Below are 21,861 nucleotides of genomic sequence, written 5' to 3' on the forward strand. Positions count from 1 at the left end.
TCTGCGGGAACGGAAGATGAATTAGAAGATATTATCTCAAAATCAATAGTTTTGGACTATGCCTATTTCATCCAAACTCCCCCAAGTAGGGACAACTATTTTCACCACGATGTCTAAGCTTGCCACTGATTATGGAGCGATCAATCTCTCGCAGGGGTTTCCAGGTTTTGACTGTGACCCTGCGCTCGTAGATCTAGTGACTAAATACATGAAAGCCGGCCATAACCAATATGCGCCCATGAGCGGAGTGCCTGTTTTGCGGGAGCGGATAGCAGAGAAAACCAGATTAATTTATGGTGTTGAATTGAATTCAGAAACTGAGGTAACCGTTGTTTCTGGAGCTACCGAGGCGATTTATGCTGCTGTGACGGCTGTCGTGAAGCAGGGGGATGAGGTGATTTTATTTGACCCAGCTTATGACTGCTACGCTCCGGCGATTGAGTTGAATGGCGGAATACCCATTTATGTTCCTCTAGTGATGCCAGATTTTTCGGTCGATTGGGATAAAGTCAACTCTGCAATTTCTGACAAGACCCGCTTGATCCTGGTCAATACGCCACATAATCCATCTGGCTATGTGTGGACTCCCTTTGATCTAGCTACCTTGGCTGAGTTGATTCAGGACAGGGATATATTGGTTATCAGTGATGAGGTTTATGAGCATATTATTTTTGATGGGCGAACACATTTATCTCTTTTGACTCATCCTGCTTTGAGAGAAAGGACGTTCGTGTGCGGATCATTTGGCAAAACTTTTCATGTGACAGGGTGGAAGATTGGGTATTGTTTGGCACCGCCTAGGCTATCAGATGAATTCCGGAAGATTCATCAGTTCTTAACCTTTAGTACAGCCACGCCAATGCAGTATGCGTTGGCAGATTATTTAGCAAAGCCAAATCACTATTTGAACTTGCCTACTTATTATCAGCAAAAGAGGGATCTTTTTTGTGAAGGACTGAAAACGACAGCCTTCGAATTTATACCTGCTCAAGGAAGTTTTTTTCAGATGGTATCTTATGGGCATCTTTCACAAGAACCTGATAAGGAGCTAGCAGTTCGTCTGACCAAGGAAATAGGTGTGGCCAGTATTCCCATTTCAGTTTTTTTCTCTGATCAAAGAGATCACAAGATCTTGAGGTTTTGCTTCGCAAAAGAAGATGAGGAGCTGATGAAAGCACTAGATAAACTTCAAAATTTAGATTTATAAATCTTTAAATCAGTGTGTTATCAAATTGGAGTACATGACTTCAATAAATCCCTATAAATATTATAGGGAATATAGGATAGTGTTTATTTCACTTCTATATTTGTCACATCCTAAATTTCAAAACTCACAAAAATGAGCGCAGTACTCCAAACAATCCATGCTTCAAATGAACAGCAGATTGGTTTAGCAAATGGCTTTTCTAACGTATCAGTCAATCAGCAGGAAGTCGTTAAGATCTTCAGTCAGCCAGCTGGGATGGTTGTGCAGGGCCTGTGTAAATTTGAAGAGGAGTTCCAATTTTTGTATCCCTTGTTCAAGGGTTTGAGCGAAGCTGGAAAACCAAAAGATTTGAATTTGAGCTTTTCTTCTTCTGATAGGATTGCCTATTTCTATTATCCTACCACCAGTCATCCAGAGATTTCACTGTTTTTCTCTCAGTTGATAGTCTTGCTGCAAAATGAAATAAAATTCAAAAAAGTGTTGAAAGAGGTGATTACGAACAGAAATCACTTTTTGACTGAGCAATCCTTGCTCCATCGTGCGATGCTGGGTAAAGTTGACAATTAAAAATTTGTTATGATTTCATCCTATTAGGGACAGTCCTCAGGGATTTGTCCCTTTTTCATTTGAATTCCCCTCAGAAAAAGCAATTTTTGCAACGCTTTAACATCAATAATTTTTGACGATGAATACATACAAGGACCTGATTGAGCAGACTTTCGACTTTCCTACCAAAGAATTTTCTGTAGAAAATAATGAATTGCATTTCAATGGAGTAAACATGATGAAGATCATAGAGACTTATGGTACTCCTCTAAAACTTTCCTATTTGCCTAAAATCTCTGAGAATATTCAGAATGCCAAGTCGTATTTCAAGAATGCGATTGAGCAGCATGACTACAAAGGCAATTATACTTATTGCTATTGCACCAAATCTTCACACTTCAGTTTTGTGCTGAATGAGGCGCTGAAAAACGATATCCATATTGAGACTTCATCGACTTTTGATATTCCTTTGGTTCGTAGTCTCTATGCTCAGGGAAAAATCACTAAGAATACTTTCATCGTCTGCAATGGCTTCAAGCGTGAGCTGTATAAGAAATACATCACCGAGTTATTGAATGACGGTTTTGTGAATTGTGTGCCCATTTTGGATAATTTAACGGAGATCGACTACTACCTGGAGCATGTGAAAGTTCCCTTCCAAGTTGGGATCAGAATCGCTGCAGATGAGGAGCCAAAGTTTGGTTTTTACACTTCTAGATTGGGCGTGAGATACAATGATATTGTACAGCTTTACGAAGAAAAGATCAAGGATAATCCAAAGGTAAGCTTGAAGATGCTTCATTTTTTTATCAATTCAGGGATCAGAGATACGGCCTATTATTGGTCTGAATTGACTCGTTTTATCCAGAAATATGTGGACTTGAAAAAGATCTCACCTACGCTTGACTCCATGGATATTGGAGGAGGCTGGCCGATCAAAACCAACGTCTTTTTCGATTATGACTACCAATACATGGCTGAGCAGATCGTCAAAAACATCAAGTGGATGTGTGGCAAAAATAATACCGAGGAGCCGAATATTTTCACTGAGTTTGGAAGCTATACAGTAGGAGAGAGTGGAGCGGTATTGTATTCTGTGCTAGAAGAAAAGCTTCAGAATGACAAGGAACTTTGGTATATGATCGATGGATCCTTTATCACACAACTTCCTGATAGCTGGGGTCTTAATCAGAAGTATATCATGCTAGCGGTGAACAATTGGGATGAGGGATATCACAACATCAACCTAGGTGGATTGACTTGTGATAGTATGGATTACTATAACTCTGAAGCTCACCAGTATAATCTATACCTTCCAAAACCTGAGGGCAAAGTTCAGTATCTTGGCTTTTTCCATACAGGTGCCTACCAAGAATCCCTTGGTGGCTACGGAGGGATTCAGCATTGCTTGATTCCAGCACCTAAGCATGTACTGATAGAAAAAGATGATGATGGAAATATCACTCATCGACTCTTTGCAGAAGATCAGACTGAAGAGAGTATGTTAAAAACTCTGGGATATTAAAATTTAAAACCGCTCCCGAAAGAGAGCGGTTTTTTTGTGCCTATTTTTCAAAACCCGAGTTGTCCTGCTTCTCCAGAAGCTGGACTTTTTTTGGATTCAGCTGCTTCTGGAGAAGCAGCATAAACAAGAGAAGCAGCATAACATGGAACTGTCCCTTTAGGGAAAAACTTTGGGTAGGTATTAATGCATGTGCTAAACCTGCCGTGCCTTTAGGTAAGGCGCTATTATTAGATTTGGTTTTAGGGCTGTACCTGACGGCACAGCAGACTCATGAAAAATCAATTTTCTACCCATAGGTAGCCCCGATAGGGCAAATCAAAAAGTTATAATTATTCAAGTTGATTGTAATAGTTTCCGAGTGCTGTAGTCTTGCTACTCCACATGCAAGACGGTTTTGCACAGATTATCAGATGCTATATATTTTTTTCTCCAAAACTTCTACCTTAGTAAGCCAACCCAATTTTAATTTAATGAACTCATACGCAGCTAGATTTCTATGCTTTTTGTTGGTGTTGGTTTCATTAGGTTTTTCTTTAATCGCACAGACCATTTCGGGCACCGTAAAAAATTCAAAAACCGGTGAGCCTATGCCTTTTGCTAATGTTTTTGTCAATAATACGACTATAGGTAGCACCACGGATAAGCATGGGATGTATCTCATCACAGGAAATCTCCCCCGAAATATAGAACTCGTAGCTTCCTTTGTTGGGTATAAAACCGAGACCAAATCTTTTAGACTTTCGGCCACCAACAAGGTGGATTTTAAGTTGGAGCCCTTGGAAGCTATGCTATCTGAGGTGGAGTTGAAAACTCGTAGAGACAAGAAGTGGGAGCGGGACCTGCGCCGTTTTAAAGATGTGTTTTTAGCAGTTCCGGATGATCCCTTTGCTTCCCAACTTGAGATAAAAAACCCTTGGGTATTGGACTTCGAGACAGTAAAGGAAGAAGGGCCCAACTACGTTCATGCTACAGCACAGGAGCCGTTGTACTTAGTAAATGATGCATTGGGATATGATGTGACCTACTATTTGAAGGATTATCGTTTTTATAAAAATCGCTCCAGTTACGTTGGTTTTGTGTTTTTCGACCCAAAAGACATTAGCGACTCTACGAAGTTAGCCATGACTGAAGCCAATCAGGAAACAAGCTATGTAGGTTCTATTCGCCACCTATTGAAGTCAATATTGCTCGCAAAAACTGCGGAAGAAAATTTCGAGATCTTTAAAGTGTTGCCAGCAGATATGCTTCGAAAGCGGACCAACCTTTATCTTGAAGAACTTGACAAATCTGTCAAGCATGTCAATCCAGATTCTATTATCAGATTGCCACTCAAAAACGGTAATTACAGAATTTTTTGGCCGAATGATACAGAAATTCATTTCAGAGGGAAACGCTGGAGAAACGATTATTACTCAGATGTTTATTATCCAGTTAGCTGGATTTCGGCTCCTTTAGGGTATTTCGACATTGATCGAAATGGGATTCCTGTTGTGCCTTCGCAGGTGGTTTTGTCGGGTTACATGGGTAGGCAGCGGATGGGGAGATTTTTACCCCATGACTATGTGCCTTCGGAAAGCTTTGAAAAATACCTGGCAGAAGTCGATAGCAGTCAACTGAACTATCTGCGATGGAATAATCTTCGCGAAAAACCTTATTTCAGTACCAATAAACCCTATTACTATCCTGGTGAAACGGTTTGGCTGGGAGGGCAAATGCTCTATCAAAATAAGGTAATGTCGGATACGCTCAGCCGTGTACTCTACTTAGACGTGATGAATAAAGATGCTGAAATCATCCAGTCTGAAGCATTTCCGATTAAGGAAGGGAAAATTTCAGCTGCTTTTATCTTACCCAAACTACTTGAGTCTGGTGACTATTTTCTGAGATCTTATACAGAATGGATGCGTAATTTTTCTGAACAAGATATTTTTCTGTTGCCACTTCCTGTTTTAGAAAAAGAAGAAAATATCAAGGGAGTAGCTATTTCGAATCCAGATCTGTTTGGAGACCTAACGATCAATTTGAAAGACTCTGTATTTTTCCGAAATTCTTTCAAAGAGATAGAATTAAGTTTATCGTTTTTGGATGAAACGGAGGAGCTGACAGATGCGGAGTTTATGGTGTCTTTGACAGATGCGGATAGGGTGTCCACTGTCGCCAATCAGAAGACGCTAATAAATGCCATGGATTGGCTAGATGAAATGCAGACAGCTGAAAATCATGCACTTGGCGACCATCAAATTGAGTATGGGATTACTATAGCGGGGCAATTTACCCGAGATAAAAAGCGAGACCCATACATCAATCCTATTACCATAGTTCGTGATGACTTGGCAGATTATGGCATCGTTCAAACAGATTCTTCCGGCTATTTCCGCGCTACGGGTTTGTATTTCACAGATTCTGCGACTATTTCAGTTGCAGCCTTGGATGCTAAGCAAAAGCAGTATGGGTCAGTTGATTTAGGTGTGAAAACCAAGCCGTTTTTCAGTGGGTCTTATCCCAAACTCAGCTATGAAACATATCCAAGAGCAAACGATGAATTGAGATTTGACATCACTGAGGACTATATTTTGTTGGAGGAATTTGTAAAGGAGGATGAGAAAATTGAAACCATGGAAGATCGAAACTATGGGTATGGGACGCCTGATAGAGAGATTGGTGAAGATAAATTGGCCACGATTTCTCCTGAAGCTTTAGCTGGATATTTAGGGCTCAAAGGAGGAGGAAAAATCGGGAACTACAATTATGGTTTCAATACTCCTAATCCATTATTAATTATCGATGGAGCTCAATATGCTTATTTAGATAATGAAACATATGGTGTTTTGATTAGCTCTTTTATTCCTGCAGAATTAGAATCAATTAAAGTTTATACGTACAATTCAACTACGTTTGGAATGGCTGGAGTTGGTGGAGTAATTATGATCACGACCAAAAAAGGTAAGCGAATCGACCCAAGAAAAGAATCAGCTTTTGATGCCACGGAGTTTCAGCAATTTAGAATTCGTGGTTTTTCCAGAGATATTCCATTCCCAACCAAGCAGGAAGATGATCAAGCCGTGGAGATAAAACCAACCTTGTTTTGGAATGCGAATGCAGAAAGTCAAAGTGGAGTTTACACTTTCAATGTAAAAATCCCTCAAGTTCTCAAGCGTGTAAATCTGAGAGTTGAGGGATTGACCAAAGACGGTTTGGCGTTTGAAAAGACTTTTGAAGTAACAGTGAAGTAGTTTATTGTGGCAATCTACTTTTCAGCATATTGATCTGCCCCATGTGGTTTGCCTGATGCTCCATCACATGAAACCAAGCCCATTGGTTATCGAATTGTCCACCTTTTGCCATTTTCGAAAACCATTTATCATCTTTTTCTTTAAGCATTTCCAAAGTCTTTTGACGGACTTGTGCCCAGCTATCCAAGTAATAGTGGATTGGTTTTCCTACAAACTCGGCTCTGGCTTCATCTCCGAGGTTCAAGGCAGTTTCCCATTTTTTCTTTTCCTCCTCATTGAATCCTCTTCCTTCAAAAGTATAGGCTTGGTAGTAAACCTCTGTAGCCGCTAAGTGCATGATCATCGCACCAATACGGTTGGCTTGTTCATCGAGTAAAAAATCGGTCTGTTCCTGATTGAGTTCCTGCGTGCTGTAGATTATTCTTGCTCTAAGGTTTTCCAGCATGGACACCATAGTTCCAATGTCGTGATCATAGCCTTTGGGAGGGTTCATGGTGTTTTGTGCAAAGAGCAAGGTTGAGCTAAGCAAAAGCAAGGAGAATAAAAAAGAAAGTTTTTTCATAAGGATAAAAGTTTGTGAGTCAGTAAAATACCTATCAAATGAGAAATCCTAGAATGGAAAGGTCCAAACCAGTGTTTCCTAACTTTCTGGATTCCATATATGGGGTTATTGTAGGGTTTTTTACTTTACAAGTCCAATATATGGAGATTTTTTTAGGAGGGAAATTCAATTCATTTGGATCAGGGAGTTGGTGCAGGGATGATCTTAATAGATCATCTAAACTAACCTGGAAGCTAAAAATTCTCCAAGGTTAGCTGAGCAATATCTCCAGTCAAAGTTGTGGGCGAATTGCAGTCGCAATTGCTCAATCCGATCACATAAATATCTTCTTCGGGTAAATAGACTCCCATGGATTTGAAGCCGAAAATGCTGCCACCATGCTCTAAACTTGGGGAGTTAGCTATATTGCTGATATGCCAGCCGTAACCGTAATTGATCTTGTTGCCGTTGTTCAAGGTGTGATTTTCAAAAGCACTGGCCTTGGTTTCTGCTTTGATAAGCGCATTGTTTTTGAGCGCTTCATTCCATTTGAGCATGTCATCTACTGTGGACATCAGCGAGCCGGAAGAATAAGGCAAACTCAAACTGATGTAATTCTTATTTACATAATAATCTTTTTGATGATAACCATAGGCTCGGTTTTCTATGACTTGAGAATGGCTGGCGTATTGGGAAGAATTCATTCCGAGTTTTTGAAAAATATTGTCTTGGACAAAATCAGCATACGTTTTTCCCGATAGCTTTTCGATGATATATCCCAAAACCACATAGCCTGAGTTGTTGTATTTGAACTCCTCTCCGGGCTCAAAATCCATCGGTTCGTTTTTGAAGAAATCAACCAGTTCGGTAGGGGTAAGATCTTGCCTTTCGATAGCTCTTAAAGACTTCATACTGGTGAAGCTTTTTATTCCAGATGTGTGAGTTAACAGATGATGGACTGTGATTCTTTTTCCTTGAGTAGGGTAGTCTGGGATAAATTTTGTGATTTCATCATCAAGCTGAAGCCTTCCTTGCTCCATTAGCATCAAAATAGAAATGGCAGTAAACTGCTTAGTCATGGAACCAATTTCGAAGACATTCTCAGGAGTCATGGCGACATTGAGTTCTAAGTTTGCCTTCCCAAATGCTTTTCTATAAATAGGTTCGCCAGCTTTTGCCACCAAGAAAACTGCTCCTGGACCAGCTGGTGTAAAAGTGGTTTCCAGCAAAGAGTCAATCTTAACTTCTAATGATTGAGAAAAAGCAAATGGAGAATTGAGTTGTAAGAGAAAAAATATTCCTAAGAATAGCTTAAATGCTGAATTAAAGGGCTTCATAATGAAAGTCAGTTGATTATCCTTAGGATGCATAATGTTCCTTATTGGTTACAAATTTGTAAGCCGGGTAATCAGATTTTACCTGAATGACATTAGCGTGAAAAGTAAAATTTAATGAGTCCTAGCAACCTATCGTGTATTTATCTCTGCTTTTTCCATCTAAAAATGGTAACATCGCAGCTAGAATAAACTTAACCCGAATAGTATATGAAGAATAAGTTCTTCCTTACGCTGGCTGCAGCTTTGGCAACTACCCTATCTGTATCGCAGGCTCAGGACAAGCTCAAAAACATGCCCGGATATGAGCAGTACCAAAAAATGGCACCTCAATACAGGTCGGCTGTAAAACCAGGAAGCCTCAATGTAAAATGGGCAGACGATAGTCAATCTTTTGAATTCGTAGAAAATGGCAAACTTCAATCTTTCTCTGTAAAGACAAAGAAAATCACCGAAGTAGGCGAAATCCCTAAGCCTGAACGTAGGGCTTGGAATCGTCCCGCTCGCGGTCGCCAATTCGAATCGGCAGAGTCTCCGGACGGGAAATTCAAAGCCTTCACCAAAGATCGCAACATGTACCTCAGTAACCCGGACGGCAGCAATGTGGTCGCGATCACTACCGACGGCAACGAGGAAAACCAGGTAAAATACGGTATTGCAACTTGGGTATATGGTGAAGAATTGGGTCAGAACACAGCCATGTGGTGGTCTCCTGATGGTAGTAAAATTGCCTTTTACAGATTTGTAGAAAAGGATGTGAAAAAATATTATGTCCTGTTGAATCAATTGGAACTCTACGATTCTCTCGAAATAGAGGCATATCCTAAAGTGGGAGAACCTAACCTTCCAGTGGATCTAATGGTCTATGACTTGGCAACTAAGAAAGTCACCGAATTGGATATCCGTGATGGAAAGCCTTATTCGGATGGAGAGCTCGGCACTTACATTTATGACATCTCCTGGACTCCAGACGGTAAAGAGTTGCTGTATCACAGTACCAATAGAAGACAGAATATCATGGAACTCCGCGCTGCCAATCCTGAAACGGGTAAAAGTAGAACGGTAGTTCGTGAAGAATGGCTTCCAAGTTTTGTGGAAAACTCACCAGAAATGATGGTGCTGGAAGATGGCGAGCATTTCATCTGGGCATCCGAGAGATCAGGTTTTAATAACTATTACCTCTATAATTTTGACGGAACTCTTGTCAATGCCATCACATCTCACCCCTTCGAAGTAGCTAACATCGTGAAGGTGGATGAGGATAAAAAACTTCTGTATTACATGGCTAGAAGTGGTGACAACCACATGCTGATGCAGCTTCACCGAGTGCAGCTGGACGGAAGTAAGGATACCCGATTGACAGATCCTGCCTACCTGCACTCCGTGAATATCTCGCCAGATGGTAAGTATTTCGTAGATATCGCACAGACGCATGATATTCCTCCTTTCACCAATTTGCTAGATGCCAAAGGAAAAGTAGTGGCAGAATTGGCGAAAAGTGACATGAGTAAGTTTGAAGAACTAGGATTGAAAAAAGTCGAGGTTTTCACTTTCACTTCGAAAGACGGTGTGACCAAATTGCATGGAATGATCCATTTCCCATCCAATTTTGACCCAAGCAAAAAATATCCAGTCATCTTGAATAATTACGGTGGACCAGCTACTAACGCTTTCCGCGAGAATTTCACCACTCCAGATCCCATGACCGAATACGGTTTCTTAGTATTGAATATTGATGGAAGAAACCTGAAAGGCGGCGGGAAGAGATTATTGGATCAATTGTATGGAAACTTAGGTTTGGTAGAAATGGATGATTTTGCCGAAGGCATTAAGTCCCTACATAATCGTCCATACTTTGACAAAGATAGAGTAGGAGTGTACGGAACTTCCTATGGAGGAACCACTGCGGCGTCTATGTTGCTCAGATTCCCGGAATTGGTACACGCAGCAGTGGCGAACTCTTCTGTGACTGACTGGAGATTGTATGACAACATCTACACGGAGCGATTCATGAGTACACTGGATAATAACGAGGAAGGCTACAACCGATTCAGCTTGATGAACAAGGCTGACCAATTGCAAGGAGAATTGTTGATTTTCTTCGGAACAGCCGATAATAACGTGCATCCTGCTAACTCATTGATGCTGATCAAGGCATTCCAAGATGCTGGCAAAAGCATTGAAGTACAAATCGCACCTGACGGAGGCCATACTGCTTTGAATAGAGAAAGAATGATGGAGTTTTTCATCGAGCACCTAGTGACCGATTACAAGAAAGAAGTCCGTTAATCAGAAGTTTATCTTCCTAAAAAACCACCTGCTGAGCGATCGGTAGGTGGTTTTCTTTTTTTTAACCGCGAATTTCTCTGAGTTTTTGGTAGTGAAGGCTCGGAGAAAAAGGATTTGGCTTCGCCGTCTTGAATGTCCCCTCTAATGACTCTCAAAACAATAAAATAAAAGAGTGAGGACATTCACATGGTCTAGTAACTTATGCACAAGTAAAACGAGAAATATGTCCTATCTAGTTGATAAACAGTTGAATTAAAGCAGCTTCGGTCGCCCGTCTCCCTGCCTGTTGAGCAAAGAAATAATGGTAGTGGTTAGTTGAATGGATAATTATATTACTTAAAACTGCTCACATCGATTTTAAATAATTCGGCGGCATTTTTCCAAAGGATTAATTCCTTCTTTTCCTCAGGAAGATCCAGGTTTTTCATGAAGTTCAAATAGGATTTCATGGAAGAAATAGGCCAATCAGTTCCATAAAGCAAATATTTCGGATTACCGGCATAAGTGATCATCTGCTCCAGTTCGTGCTTCATCCAGCGCTCGAATTTCTCTGAAAAGTCACCTAGTACCAAACCAGAGAAATCGGCATGTACATTTTTATTTTTGTAGGTAACTTCCATACAGTCCTTGATCCAGGGATTTCCTACGTGACAAATCACAATTTTCAAATCCGGATAGTCCACCGCCAAGTCATCATGATGGATAGGGTGGGAATATTTTACCCGACCTGTGGGCGCGTACGTATCGCCGGAGTGAAACATCACCGGTACGTCAAATTCTATTGCCATGTCATAGACCACTTTCATTCGTGTGTCATTTGGATAGAAAGGCTCATAACCTGGATAGAGTTTCAGCCCTTTGATCAGACCAGATTCGAGGTATTCAGCGATCTCACTTAGATCACGGTGATTGTAATTGAGGTAGCTGATTCCTGCTACTACGCCAAGATTTTTCCTGTTTGCGATCGCTTCGACGACTTTTTTGGTACTTGGACGGTGTTCATTGACCTTGTATGAGGTGAGGACAAGGGAATAATCCACCTTATTTTCCTCCATCGTTTCGGTCAGTTTATTGAGACATTCGTCTAAAGAAACAACTCTTTCTTCGTGATAATTATTGATGTGGGTGTGTACGTCTATGATCATTAGTCAAAAATTGGTTGACCTAAAATGTAACAATTATTTGACCAAGGGTAAAATAGTCAGTGAATTCCTAGAAATAGCTAGCCTAAAAAAAATCAGCATGCTAGGGTTTTGGCCAGCTGAAAATAAGAAACCGGAGAACTGCAAAGCTCTCCGGTTTTCTCCTAATTAATTTTTATAATAATCTGTAAGGATGCCAGTATCCAGAATTCTTTTGCTCAAGCGGATAGAAGCCCGGTGACCGGTGACCGAAGTGGCCTCAATTTTTAAGTTGACTAAATCCTAGGATGCTTGTGACTATTTGCCGGTAGCAAAGCGGATTTACATGTTATTTTTAAGTAAAACTCTTTTCTAACAGTTTTGAGGAATGAAGAACGTAAAATTAAAGTTCGAGTCCGCATAGGTCCATCCAATAGCTATGCAAGAAAAGTAATGCCCCTGGCACAAATAGGGATACTCACATTATTTTTTAATTCCTGGATACAATGTGCTCTGAGGGAGGTCGATGGACAAGTCCAGGAGGTACTTCACTACGGATGCTACATCTACTAAGCCCATTTCCTGAATTTCAACATTCTCGCGAATTCCTGCGCCCCAAGCGATAAAACCTGTCTCGATCTCATCAAAATCCGGGAAGTAGCCATGGGTTCCACCTTTTGCGGGTTTCAACAGGTCACCGCTAGTGGACCCGGAAAAGGAGATTCCCTGAATGGGAGCAAGAGCCAATACGGCATTTGGATCGGCTCCGACTTCGTCCAATTCTTCTCTGTTTACCACCCTGAAAAGCTTTTTGATATTTTCTGGCAAGTCACCGAGGATTTTCTCTACCTGAACGACCGTAGTGGTGTCATTCTTATCTTTTAGATGTAGAAAAGCTGATGCTCCGCTGGTATGAAATGCTGCCTTCCAGTCTCCACGATCGTCTCTATTCTCCATCAGACCGGCATTGACCAGCCAAATGTTTGGGCTTAAGGAACTGTGAATATTCACAAACCCATGGTCTCCCGTGATGATGAAGGTGGTTTTGTCTAATACACCAGCGCGCTCTGCGGCTTCCATGATTTTACCTATAGCTCTGTCGGTTGCGGCGATGGATTTATACACCATAGGGCCGTCTCTCCCTTCGCTATGCTGGAAGTGATCCGTCGCGATGAGGTGAAGCGTAATTAGGTTTGGCTTGTAAGTTTCTAGAATGTAACCAGCCATATCGCCGATTCTATCTTCCCGGTTCAGGAAGTCACCGTTGAACGTCTTTTCATTGAGTTTTCCAAGTACGTTGAGCTCCATTTCAGCCAATAATCCCTTGGGCGTTTCCATTTCTCGCATGGGTTCTATTCTCCCATAGCCTTCCAGACTCCAATATTCTGGTAGATTATAATCTATGGGTGCGTTGACAGATACTGGCCAAAGAAAACTGGCGCTGGTCATCCCGTCGTTTCTTACCGCTTCCCAGAGCGTAGAAACTTGGATCAGCTCATTCTCCCAATACCATCTGCCAGTTTGCCCCTCAGGCTCAAAAGGCGCATTGTAATATATTCCATGCTTGTCAGGAGTGGTTCCAGTGATTACGGTAGTGTGCGACGGATAGGTGACGGAAGGAAAAACTCCGGTTACGCCTAGCGATCGAGCTCCTTCTTTTGCCATAGTTTGCAGGTTGGGCGCGGGCCATTTTTCCTCCAAATAGAAATTAGGCCTAAAGCCATCAATCGAAATCAACACCACATGTTCAGCAGGCTTTGCATTTTGCGCAAGCGCTGTAAAATAGCTGCCAAGAGCTAGTGTTAAAAGGAATAATAGGTTTACTTTTTTTGATAAAAAGGTAGAAATCATAAGTGTATAGTGAGTGTAAAGAGGCTGTCTCATAAGTGCTGAATGTCTCATTGAGGGAAACCATTAGATGTCATAAAATGCGAAGTCGAAATGGTTCAGCTTATCTGAAAATGGACTTGCAAATCGCTCAGTCAGACATAAATCAGATGTTAGAGACAGCCTCGTAAGTTTTAATTAAAAGAAGATTTTGCCGGAAATCTGCATTTGGTAGGGAGTTCCGCCTGGAGTAGTGACACCCACATTTGGATTTACTTCATAGACATAGGCTTCTTTCACTGGATCAAAATTCCGTATAGTCAGGAGATTTTGATTGCCTAAGTTCTTGGACGTTCCCCACTCTTTGTTGAGTAAGTTGGCTACATTGAATATATCTAAGCCAAGCTCGAATCCTGATTTCTTTTCTCCGGTGAAGAAGAATTTCTTGGCAGCTCGAATGTCCCAGTTGCCGAAATAGCCATTTTCCCCACCATTTCTCACTGCTACTTTTCCTAGACTTTCTCTGATGTAATCTGAAGCAAGGTTATCTGGATTTGCCAATACTTCATTCATGCTTGTAGCAATACTTTCAGATAAGCCAGGCGTGGTCGGATCAAATACAAAAGCAAGATCATTGGAGTTGACAAAGTCACCATTGACGTTACCATTTACTCGGAGAGAGTAGCGGGTTCCGCCGATACCAGAGTATCTCACACCTACAGAGATTCCTTTCCAGGTGGGTAATGTGCCGTATAGTACCACTTTGGTTCTGTATTGACCGTTGGAGTAGCTCATTTGCGAGAGGTCCCTTGGATCATCTACTACCATCTGGAATAGGGTTGCGCTGTTAGCGACATTTCCATTGTAGGAGGTGTTGTCCTTGCTGTCATTCCAAGTGTAGCTAGCTGTGATTTGACCGTCTTTGAAGTAGCGATAAGTTCCATCAATCACCATCGTGTAGGTGTTGTTTCTTCCTTCACTGTTTAGTTCTAATACTCTACCGATTTGATCTGTTTTTCTGCCTTTGGTCCAGTCAGCATTTCCATTGGAAGTACTGATCGTGGCAGCGGGTACAAAGACACCTCTGCCTCCTTCTTCATCCAAAGTGAAGTAGGGTTGATCTACCATGTTTCTATCGACATACATGTAGTTGTTTCTGGCGATCGATGCGATGAAATTGACGCCAAGTCTTAAGCGATTGTTGAAAATTCGGTTGTACATCACGTTACCTTTATAAACCGTTGGGACTTTCAAGTCCTCGCTGTTCATGTTGATCGTGGTCACGGGGGTGATGCCCGGCTGATTCAATAAATCTACCCCTGGAGCCGTGGTAGGGTCATTTCTATAGGAAACGAAATCAGGCACTGGTACATTTTGACCAGTGATATCTACTGCGAAAATCTTGGTGCCATCAAATTGAAGGTTGTTTACATCTGAGTAGTTGTTCAACGCAGATCCAAAAATACCTCCCCCAATTCTCAGGATGTCCTGCTGCTTTTCGTTGATGTCCCAAGTAAACTGAACTCTTGGCTGTACCTGAAATCCACCAGTTTTCACATCAGTTCTCAAACCTAACTCATCAAATACGATTTGATTGAACGTAGGGCTGTTTTGGTAGCTTGTATAATCTCCTCTTAGACCTAAGGTCAAATTCATACCTCTTCCGAGGTCTGTTTCGGATTGTGCATAGATTCCTCCGCCGAAAATGCTTTGCTCTACCGTTGGATCCTCTGTAGCCACTTCTCTAGCATAGCGGTAGGGCTTGAGGTTGTCGAAATTATCTAAACCTGTGAAATAGAATCGTCCATTGAATTCACTAGTGGCCAGTGAGTTAAGGTTGTTCAGCAAAAGGTCCATACCGAACGTAAAATTCGTCCTTCCTTTGGTGTAGTATAGGTTATTTACCAATTGATATACATGGGACTCGAATCGTTCTGGCAGGTAACGCTGACCTCCCAATTGGATAGTTGTATTCACATTTCTTCCATCTACTTCAGATTCCACCCGTTGAACTATGGCTCTTGGAATGTTGCTGCTGGGAAGTTGTGCATTTGGTGTACCGTCATCAAGCGTATAGAGGTACTGAAGCTTCAGTTCGTTGGTTAGTTTAGTATTGATCTCAGTTCTCAAGGAGGCCATTAAGCTGTTGGCAGTGGAAAGGTGATCGCCATAGACTTCGTAGAGGTTGATTGAGCTATTATCGGATACACCTTGGTTATTTAGATCTCTGGAAAAATTGTTTCGAATAGAAAGCAAATTAGTCTTGTTGATCTGATAGTCAATTCGTGCGAAGGCGGTATGAGAGTATCTTTTCTTATCAAAACTTCCTGTTTGAGGACTTTCTGCAACGCCGTATTCTCCACGGGCAATCTGTAAGTAACGATCCAAAGATTCCTGGGAAAGATTGTATCGGTTTTCATCCTCTGGAGTTCTGATATCAGCGATAAATAAGGGTCTGGCGTCTCGCTGTCCATCGTAGGCAAGGAAAAAGTGAAGCTTGTCTTTGATGATTGGTCCGCCGAGTGTGACGCCATATTGCTGAATAGCAAACTCATCCTCTCTCACATTTCCTCGAGTGTCGTATTTGCTGCTCAGCCAATCAGCTCTATTGAATAAGAAAGCTGAGCCCTGAAACGTGTTTGTACCAGTCTTAGTCACCGCACTGATGATTCCGCCACCGCTACGTCCATTCGTTACGTCGTAGTCATTGGTAGAAACCTCAAATTCCCGGATGGCTTCCATGGAGATGGAGAAAGGACCGCGGTTAGTAGATCCGCTGGAAAGAGGGCTTCTATTCGTCATGCCATCTATTGTATAGTTGGTGGAAGAATAAAGCTGGCCGAGGAGGTTGTTGCCATTAGAAACTGGGGAGAGGTCAACTAAGCTATTGAAGTTTCTACCGTTTACCGGAAGGGTAGCCATGTCTTTAGCAGTGACGGCAGTAGCACTACCCAAGCGATCGATGCTATTACTGAGTGAATTAGCTACCACGCTCACCTCGTTTAGCGACTGAGCCTCTTCGCCTAGGACGATGTCAAGTTTAATCTGATCTCCTTGACTGAGCGAGTATCCTGTAAATATCTTAGTGCCATAGCCTAGATACGTACAAGTAACTGAATAATCAGTAGCCAAAGGAAGCTGATTAACGATGTAATTTCCAGTGAGATTCGTGACGGCAGAAGCCGTAAAACCGGTTAGCTCATTTTTGATAAGCAGCGCAGCTCCAATGAGTGGCTCACCGGATTCATCTAAGACCTGACCGGAAATAGAAGCATTGGTTGCCTGAGCATAAATCTGGGATTTTAGACCCAGAAGTAGGAGTAGAAAGAGAATTCCTAATCGTAATTGGGTAAAAGTTTTTGACCTCATAGTCTTTGGATAATGGTTTAATTTTATCCAAAACTAGATTTCAGGAAATCTATCAAATGTTAAAATTTAACATTGAAAACAGACGTAACATAAATTTAAAAAGGGAAATATTGAGCTAATATGATGGTAATGATTTCTACCTATCTCCGTTATTTTTGGAGGAATTGGCTACTGTTTGTCTGGTGGCTCCAATCAGATTTCCTCTGTCTTTCTGTGTTAGAAGATCCAAAATGATGTATTCTACCCCTTTTGCATCTCTTATTTTTAGGTTGAAAAATGAGCTCAGGAAAGAGAGTTTATCTGTGACTTTTTTCTCTTGGAGTTTTTTCAGTTTTTTTTCAGCACTACACCAGCGCTTGACTAAATAGGACATAAACCATTCAGATACCTGAGGATTGTGGACAACCATTTTTTTGAAAAAATCTCGGCTGTAGATGCGCAGTCTAGTGTCAACCAAGGCTTTGGAAAACTCAAAAAATTGATTGTTTAGGTATTTCAGATCTCCAAAAAAGTCATCTTTTATAAGTACGTCAAAAGTAAATTCTTCACCTTCATCGGTGTAGCTCCCCAGCTTGACAGCTCCATCCACAATCTCATAGATGTACATATGCTCAGAGGAGGGATTGTAGATGTATTCATTTTTTTTGACTACGATCTCCTTTACATTTCCAAAGCGCTGATTTAGGGGTAGGCCACATATGAGATCAAAGAATTTGAAACCACTGTAGGAATTATTTTCAGGACGTACAGGTATTGTCATATAGAAGGATTTTTATTCAACGCTAAAATAAGATCCCACTATTAGTTGAAAGTTAATGCAACATGAAGTTTTAAAATCCTTCCTTTTTTAGGGGGCAGGGGAAAATGGTTTGTGTTTAATTTATTTGATTATCTGTAAGACTGCCAGGATCCAGAATTCTTTTGCTCAGGCGGATAGAAGCCCGTTGACCGAAGTGGCCTCAATTTTTAAGCTGACCAAATCCCAGGATGCTTGGGACTATTTGCCGGTAGTAAAGCGGATGTAGATGTTATTTTAAATGAGTAAGACTTTTTGATTTGTTGATGAATTCAAATTTTGTTTACAATTAAATTCCCCTAAAAACCCTGCTTAAAATCAGTAAAAATTGAAATTGAAAATTCTACGGTTTTTCTACATTTGAACTTGTACCGCGATACAAAATTTTTGAGTAACTGATTAATTTTTAACTAAATACGATTGATAAATCCATTTAGAATCGGATAGCCGAAACCGATAATAGTAGGCGATAACTCTTATACAATAGCAGCATGAAAACAGTCAAATTAGGCAAGCTTTCCCTTCCGGAATTTGCCGCAGAAAAAGCAATTGGTGTACGTGGCGATGGTGCGCTGATGTACGCAAAAGAAGTAGTATCAGGGAAGCTTCCACCTAAGTTTGGGATGGATCTCACCTCAATGGACAACAAAGTCAAATTGGCCATTCAGCGAATCAAACAAGAGCCAGATTTGAAAATCGGCGTGATCAATGCAGGTACGTACAGCAAGGCGGAGATTATTTCTCACATAGAAAACCAAACTTCCTTCGGTAAGCAGATAGCAGATGCTGAAGTAAAGTATGCAGAGTACATGCTCAATCAGATGCTAGGTAAAATATCAGTGGCACCTATAAGATTTGTGATGCCAAAAGCCGAAGTTTTGCCGACCATTCCCACAGAATGGAAAATCATTCCTAAAGCAAAATGGAAGTTGTTTTCAAATAAGGTTTTGTTTTGCGAAAACACTACAGACAGCGTCACTAACGAAGTGGCAACTTACCGGCAGGCCAATGTTCATCCGGTATTTGAATCGCGAGGCTTCGAATTGATTAAGCTCATTGGAGTAAATGACAACCGAACCAATTTTGCAGCCAGAGCAAAGGAATCACGGGTAGTGTATATCAGCGGAATAGGACATGGCAACTATGACAATTACACTGGCCACGCCAATGCTAGTCTGATCCGAGTGGGTGCTTATGACCCCACAGAAGTCGATAATAGTTCGATACACTTTTTGAGCTGTAGAACAGGCAGAGATTTAGGGCCAAATACAGTCACCAAAGGAGCGGTTTCATACATGGGTTACACGGAGAATTTCACCTTCACTTGGGCTAACTCCACACTTTTTTGGAAAGCCGATTCACAATATGATATTAGTATGGCACTGGGACGAACTGTACAGCAGGCTGTCTCGGATTCGGTTGCTCAGTTCAATGTGGGCATGGCGTCCGTTCCAGGAACTACCACTGCGGCCTTGCTGATGCAGGATCGCGATCTCATGCGTTCGGCCATGTCAGGAGCTGCCTGGGGTAGCAAAACTGCCACAATCCAGCCTTATGTTTTCTATAATATGACATTGGCGGATTTTACAATCAAGCGTTTGTAGCCATTTTATAGCAGTTGTTTTGAGAAATAAACAACTGCTATAGTTAACTTTATTCCTATGGAAAAGCTATCTCTACCTCCTATAGCCCTCGAGGCCAAAGGAAAACCTCTCAGCTATAATCCTCAGACTAGTGAGTTTGCCTACTACGATAAGGTAGCTAGCGGTGAACAGAAAATTTACCCGGTAGCCAAATGGACTAAGGATTCACGGACCAAACTTGCGATCAAGCGCTATCAGACTTCGGAGGAAAATATGATGGTTTCTACCCTCAATGGGGAGCACTATTCTAAAGAAAATATTGTGAAAGAGATTGAGCTTGGCTCAGCCGTGGGACAGAGTTTTATGTCGCTTGATTTGAATTACTTGGAGTATTACCTAAGTACTTTTCCGGAAAATGCTTTTGGGGAAAAGTAGCTGTGGGCTGCCTAATCAGAATTGCGTAACGAAGATATAAAACCAGAAACCGAAGCGACGTCAATTCTTAACTTAACCAACTCCTATAAAATCAATCTGAAAATTCACCTCAGTTTTTGGCCTATCAACTCTATTTTTTTCAGCCATTTTGCTCTTTGGGTTGGACTAAATGTTTTTAGTGGACCTATATAAGTCACTTTTACAGGACTTACGCCACAGAACTCCAACGTTGTTTTTTTCAATTGATTAACACTTGGCCGACCATAAATAAGCCAGTAATACCACGATGGCTGATCCATTGTAGTAATGATGTGGGCGGTTTTTCCTTTAAGTAATTTGTCCCACCAAAGGGAATTTTCCCGATACTGAAATGCCATTCCAGGAAGAAAAAGGCGATCAATAAAGCCTTTCATGATAGCGGGATAGCCACCCCACCACACCGGGTGAATCCATACGAGGTGATCAGCCCATAAGATTTTGTCCCAAGCCTCCACTAAATCTGGTTCGAGCGTGGTTCTTTTTTGATAACCAAATTCCAAATTGGGATTGAAGTTTAATTCTGCGATTTTGATTTCCTGAATAGTCGCTCCAGATTTTTCAGCCCCAGCTCTATAGGAAGATGCTAAACCGGAATTAAAAGAATCCTGATTCGGATGCCCATTGATGATTACTAGTTTTTTGCTCATAGCTCCTTTTTTGTAAGGTAAAACTATCGCAGAACGAATCGGCTAAATAGGACATTTGTCTAAAAGTAAACTTCTTTCCTGATTCTACTCAAGTGTCTTTGGGTGATTCCCAAATAACTAGCGAGATACTGCAAAGGGATCTGTTGAAGGTATTCAGGTTGATCCTTGGTCAACATGTGATACCGCTGGCTGGCATTGTTTTTCTGCATTTGAAAAAATCTTTTTTCTAGGTAGATGTAGTTTTGCTCGGCAGCTATTTTCAAAAATCTGATCCAACTGGGATTATTTTGCTCCATTGCTTTGATTTTATCCTTTGAAATGGAAAGAAACTGAGTAGGAGTGATGGCTTGGATGTTTTCTACGGACGGTAATCCCGTAATAAAAGAAGAATAGGCTGTCATCATCGTGCCAGGAAAAGAGAAACAATAGGTGATTTCATCGCCATTTTCGGCGAGATAATACGAGCGAAAAATACCAGAAAGCAAAAAAACGACTTCCTTGCTAGTCTCGCCTTCTCGAATCAAAAAATCTGATTTCTCCAAGGTCCTTGGTGTAGTTTGAAGGATAAAATCTTCAATATCAGCTTCCTGTAAGATCTGAAATGATTGGAGAAATGATTTGAGCATATTAGAGATTTTGTGTTTTGGTGAAATTTTATTCTACCACTTTTACTAAAAGCTTTTCACAAACTTTCTCAGAAAGCGTCTCCTTACTATGATTCGGGTAAGTACATACGATGCTTTTATCATAAGCTTCCTTTGATATGATTTTTAGCTCAGTGCCCAAGCTGAGGTCTCTACCATTGAGAAACTCTAAAAACTCAGTAGAAGAATTGGTGAGTGCTGCGAGAATCACAGTTTGTCCAGCTTTGCAATCCGAAAGACTGAGGTAGTTGATTTCCTGAACTCGACCTTGGTTGTCTGGAATAGGTGATCCATGCGGGTCAATGGTAGGAAAACCCATCATCTCATCCATTCGCTCAAAAAACTTTGGTGCGTGAATATGTTCTACTTGCTCGGCGATTTCATGAACTTCCTCCCAGCCGAAACCCATTTTGTTAACCAAAAACATCTCTGTTAAGCGATGTTTTCTGATGATGAGTGCAGCTTCCTTTTTTCCCTTCGGAGTGAGGATGACAGGTTTATATTTTTCATAAATCAACCAGTCATTTTTTTGAAGTGTTTTCACCATGCTGTTCACTGTTGGCATGCTGACCTGCATCTGTGCAGCTAGTTCAGAGATGTTCACCTCATTTTTTTCATTGGCTAGATTAAAAAGTGACTTGAGGTAATTTTCTTCTGTTTGTGAAGCCATGTTTTGTTGCTTTAGTCTTCAAATATGAGAATAATTTTCAGAAAACAATTTTGTT

Annotated in this window: 16 protein-coding genes; 7 read left to right on the plus strand and 9 right to left on the minus strand. The window is 41.2% G+C overall.

Going from position 1 to position 21,861, the window contains the following annotated elements; translation table 11 throughout:
• The first annotated feature begins 58 nt into the window (after window positions 1-58).
• The 4 genes from ABJH64_RS19075 to ABJH64_RS19090 all read left to right on the plus strand — a co-directional run bounded on the left by ABJH64_RS19075 (window position 59) and on the right by ABJH64_RS19090 (window position 6,511).
• Window positions 59-1,207 (plus strand): methionine aminotransferase, encoded by a 1,149-nt coding sequence (locus tag ABJH64_RS19075; RefSeq protein ID WP_348274258.1) that lies wholly within the window; start codon window positions 59-61, stop codon window positions 1,205-1,207.
• Window positions 1,208-1,339: 132 nt separating this feature from the next.
• Window positions 1,340-1,774 carry a hypothetical protein gene (locus tag ABJH64_RS19080; RefSeq protein ID WP_348274257.1) on the plus strand — a complete coding sequence of 145 codons (435 nt, stop codon included), beginning with the start codon at window positions 1,340-1,342 and terminating at the stop codon, window positions 1,772-1,774.
• Between the two features lie 118 nt (window positions 1,775-1,892).
• Complete coding sequence (locus tag ABJH64_RS19085) at window positions 1,893-3,278, plus strand: arginine decarboxylase (protein ID WP_348274256.1); 1,386 nt, start codon at window positions 1,893-1,895, stop codon at window positions 3,276-3,278.
• Between the two features lie 470 nt (window positions 3,279-3,748).
• Window positions 3,749-6,511, plus strand: a complete 2,763-nt coding sequence (locus ABJH64_RS19090; RefSeq protein WP_348274255.1) for a TonB-dependent receptor — start codon at window positions 3,749-3,751, stop codon at window positions 6,509-6,511.
• 1 nt (window position 6,512) lies between these two features.
• On the opposite strand, the gene ABJH64_RS19095 is transcribed toward ABJH64_RS19090, so the two are convergent.
• Together ABJH64_RS19095 and ABJH64_RS19100 are read right to left on the minus strand one after the other, a co-directional pair.
• A complete protein-coding gene (locus ABJH64_RS19095) occupies window positions 6,513-7,073 on the minus strand; it encodes a DUF664 domain-containing protein (RefSeq protein WP_348274254.1) in 561 nt (186 codons plus the stop codon).
• A 233-nt stretch (window positions 7,074-7,306) separates the two neighbouring features.
• Entirely contained in the window at window positions 7,307-8,389 is a 1,083-nt protein-coding gene (locus ABJH64_RS19100) for a serine hydrolase domain-containing protein (protein WP_348274253.1), read from the minus strand.
• Between the two features lie 207 nt (window positions 8,390-8,596).
• Here ABJH64_RS19100 and ABJH64_RS19105 point away from each other — a divergent pair, with 207 nt between their 5' ends.
• Window positions 8,597-10,675, plus strand: a complete 2,079-nt coding sequence (locus ABJH64_RS19105) for a DPP IV N-terminal domain-containing protein (RefSeq protein WP_348274252.1) — start codon at window positions 8,597-8,599, stop codon at window positions 10,673-10,675.
• Between the two features lie 332 nt (window positions 10,676-11,007).
• Here ABJH64_RS19105 and ABJH64_RS19110 read toward each other — a convergent pair whose 3' ends face one another.
• From ABJH64_RS19110 to ABJH64_RS19125, 4 genes are all read right to left on the minus strand, one after another.
• Window positions 11,008-11,820, minus strand: coding sequence for an amidohydrolase family protein (locus ABJH64_RS19110; protein WP_348274251.1), 813 nt, complete (start codon window positions 11,818-11,820; stop codon window positions 11,008-11,010).
• 459 nt (window positions 11,821-12,279) lie between these two features.
• A complete protein-coding gene (locus tag ABJH64_RS19115) occupies window positions 12,280-13,698 on the minus strand; it encodes an ectonucleotide pyrophosphatase/phosphodiesterase (RefSeq protein WP_348335564.1) in 1,419 nt (472 codons plus the stop codon).
• A 123-nt stretch (window positions 13,699-13,821) separates the two neighbouring features.
• A complete protein-coding gene (locus ABJH64_RS19120) occupies window positions 13,822-16,992 on the minus strand; it encodes a carboxypeptidase regulatory-like domain-containing protein (RefSeq protein WP_348274059.1) in 3,171 nt (1,056 codons plus the stop codon).
• 136 nt (window positions 16,993-17,128) lie between these two features.
• Window positions 17,129-17,752: a Crp/Fnr family transcriptional regulator gene (locus ABJH64_RS19125; protein WP_348274058.1), complete on the minus strand. Its 624-nt coding sequence runs from the start codon at window positions 17,750-17,752 to the stop codon at window positions 17,129-17,131.
• A gap of 527 nt (window positions 17,753-18,279) precedes the next feature.
• On the opposite strand from ABJH64_RS19125, the gene ABJH64_RS19130 reads away from it, so the two are divergent.
• Window positions 18,280-19,392: a hypothetical protein gene (locus tag ABJH64_RS19130; protein ID WP_348299321.1), complete on the plus strand. Its 1,113-nt coding sequence runs from the start codon at window positions 18,280-18,282 to the stop codon at window positions 19,390-19,392.
• A gap of 57 nt (window positions 19,393-19,449) precedes the next feature.
• Window positions 19,450-19,806: a hypothetical protein gene (locus ABJH64_RS19135; protein WP_348274056.1), complete on the plus strand. Its 357-nt coding sequence runs from the start codon at window positions 19,450-19,452 to the stop codon at window positions 19,804-19,806.
• Between the two features lie 104 nt (window positions 19,807-19,910).
• On the opposite strand, the gene ABJH64_RS19140 is transcribed toward ABJH64_RS19135, so the two are convergent.
• Genes ABJH64_RS19140 through ABJH64_RS19150 form a run of 3 tightly spaced genes read right to left on the minus strand, consistent with a single transcriptional unit; the run spans window position 19,911 to window position 21,806 of the window.
• Window positions 19,911-20,492 (minus strand): NAD(P)H-dependent oxidoreductase, encoded by a 582-nt coding sequence (locus ABJH64_RS19140; RefSeq protein ID WP_348274055.1) that lies wholly within the window; start codon window positions 20,490-20,492, stop codon window positions 19,911-19,913.
• A gap of 59 nt (window positions 20,493-20,551) precedes the next feature.
• Window positions 20,552-21,118, minus strand: a complete 567-nt coding sequence (locus tag ABJH64_RS19145) for a Crp/Fnr family transcriptional regulator (protein WP_348274054.1) — start codon at window positions 21,116-21,118, stop codon at window positions 20,552-20,554.
• Between the two features lie 28 nt (window positions 21,119-21,146).
• Window positions 21,147-21,806, minus strand: coding sequence for a metal-dependent transcriptional regulator (locus ABJH64_RS19150; RefSeq protein ID WP_348274053.1), 660 nt, complete (start codon window positions 21,804-21,806; stop codon window positions 21,147-21,149).
• Window positions 21,807-21,861: the final 55 nt, after the last annotated feature.

It is taken from the genome of Algoriphagus sp., assembly GCF_039969895.1.
GTDB lineage: Bacteria > Bacteroidota > Bacteroidia > Cytophagales > Cyclobacteriaceae > Algoriphagus.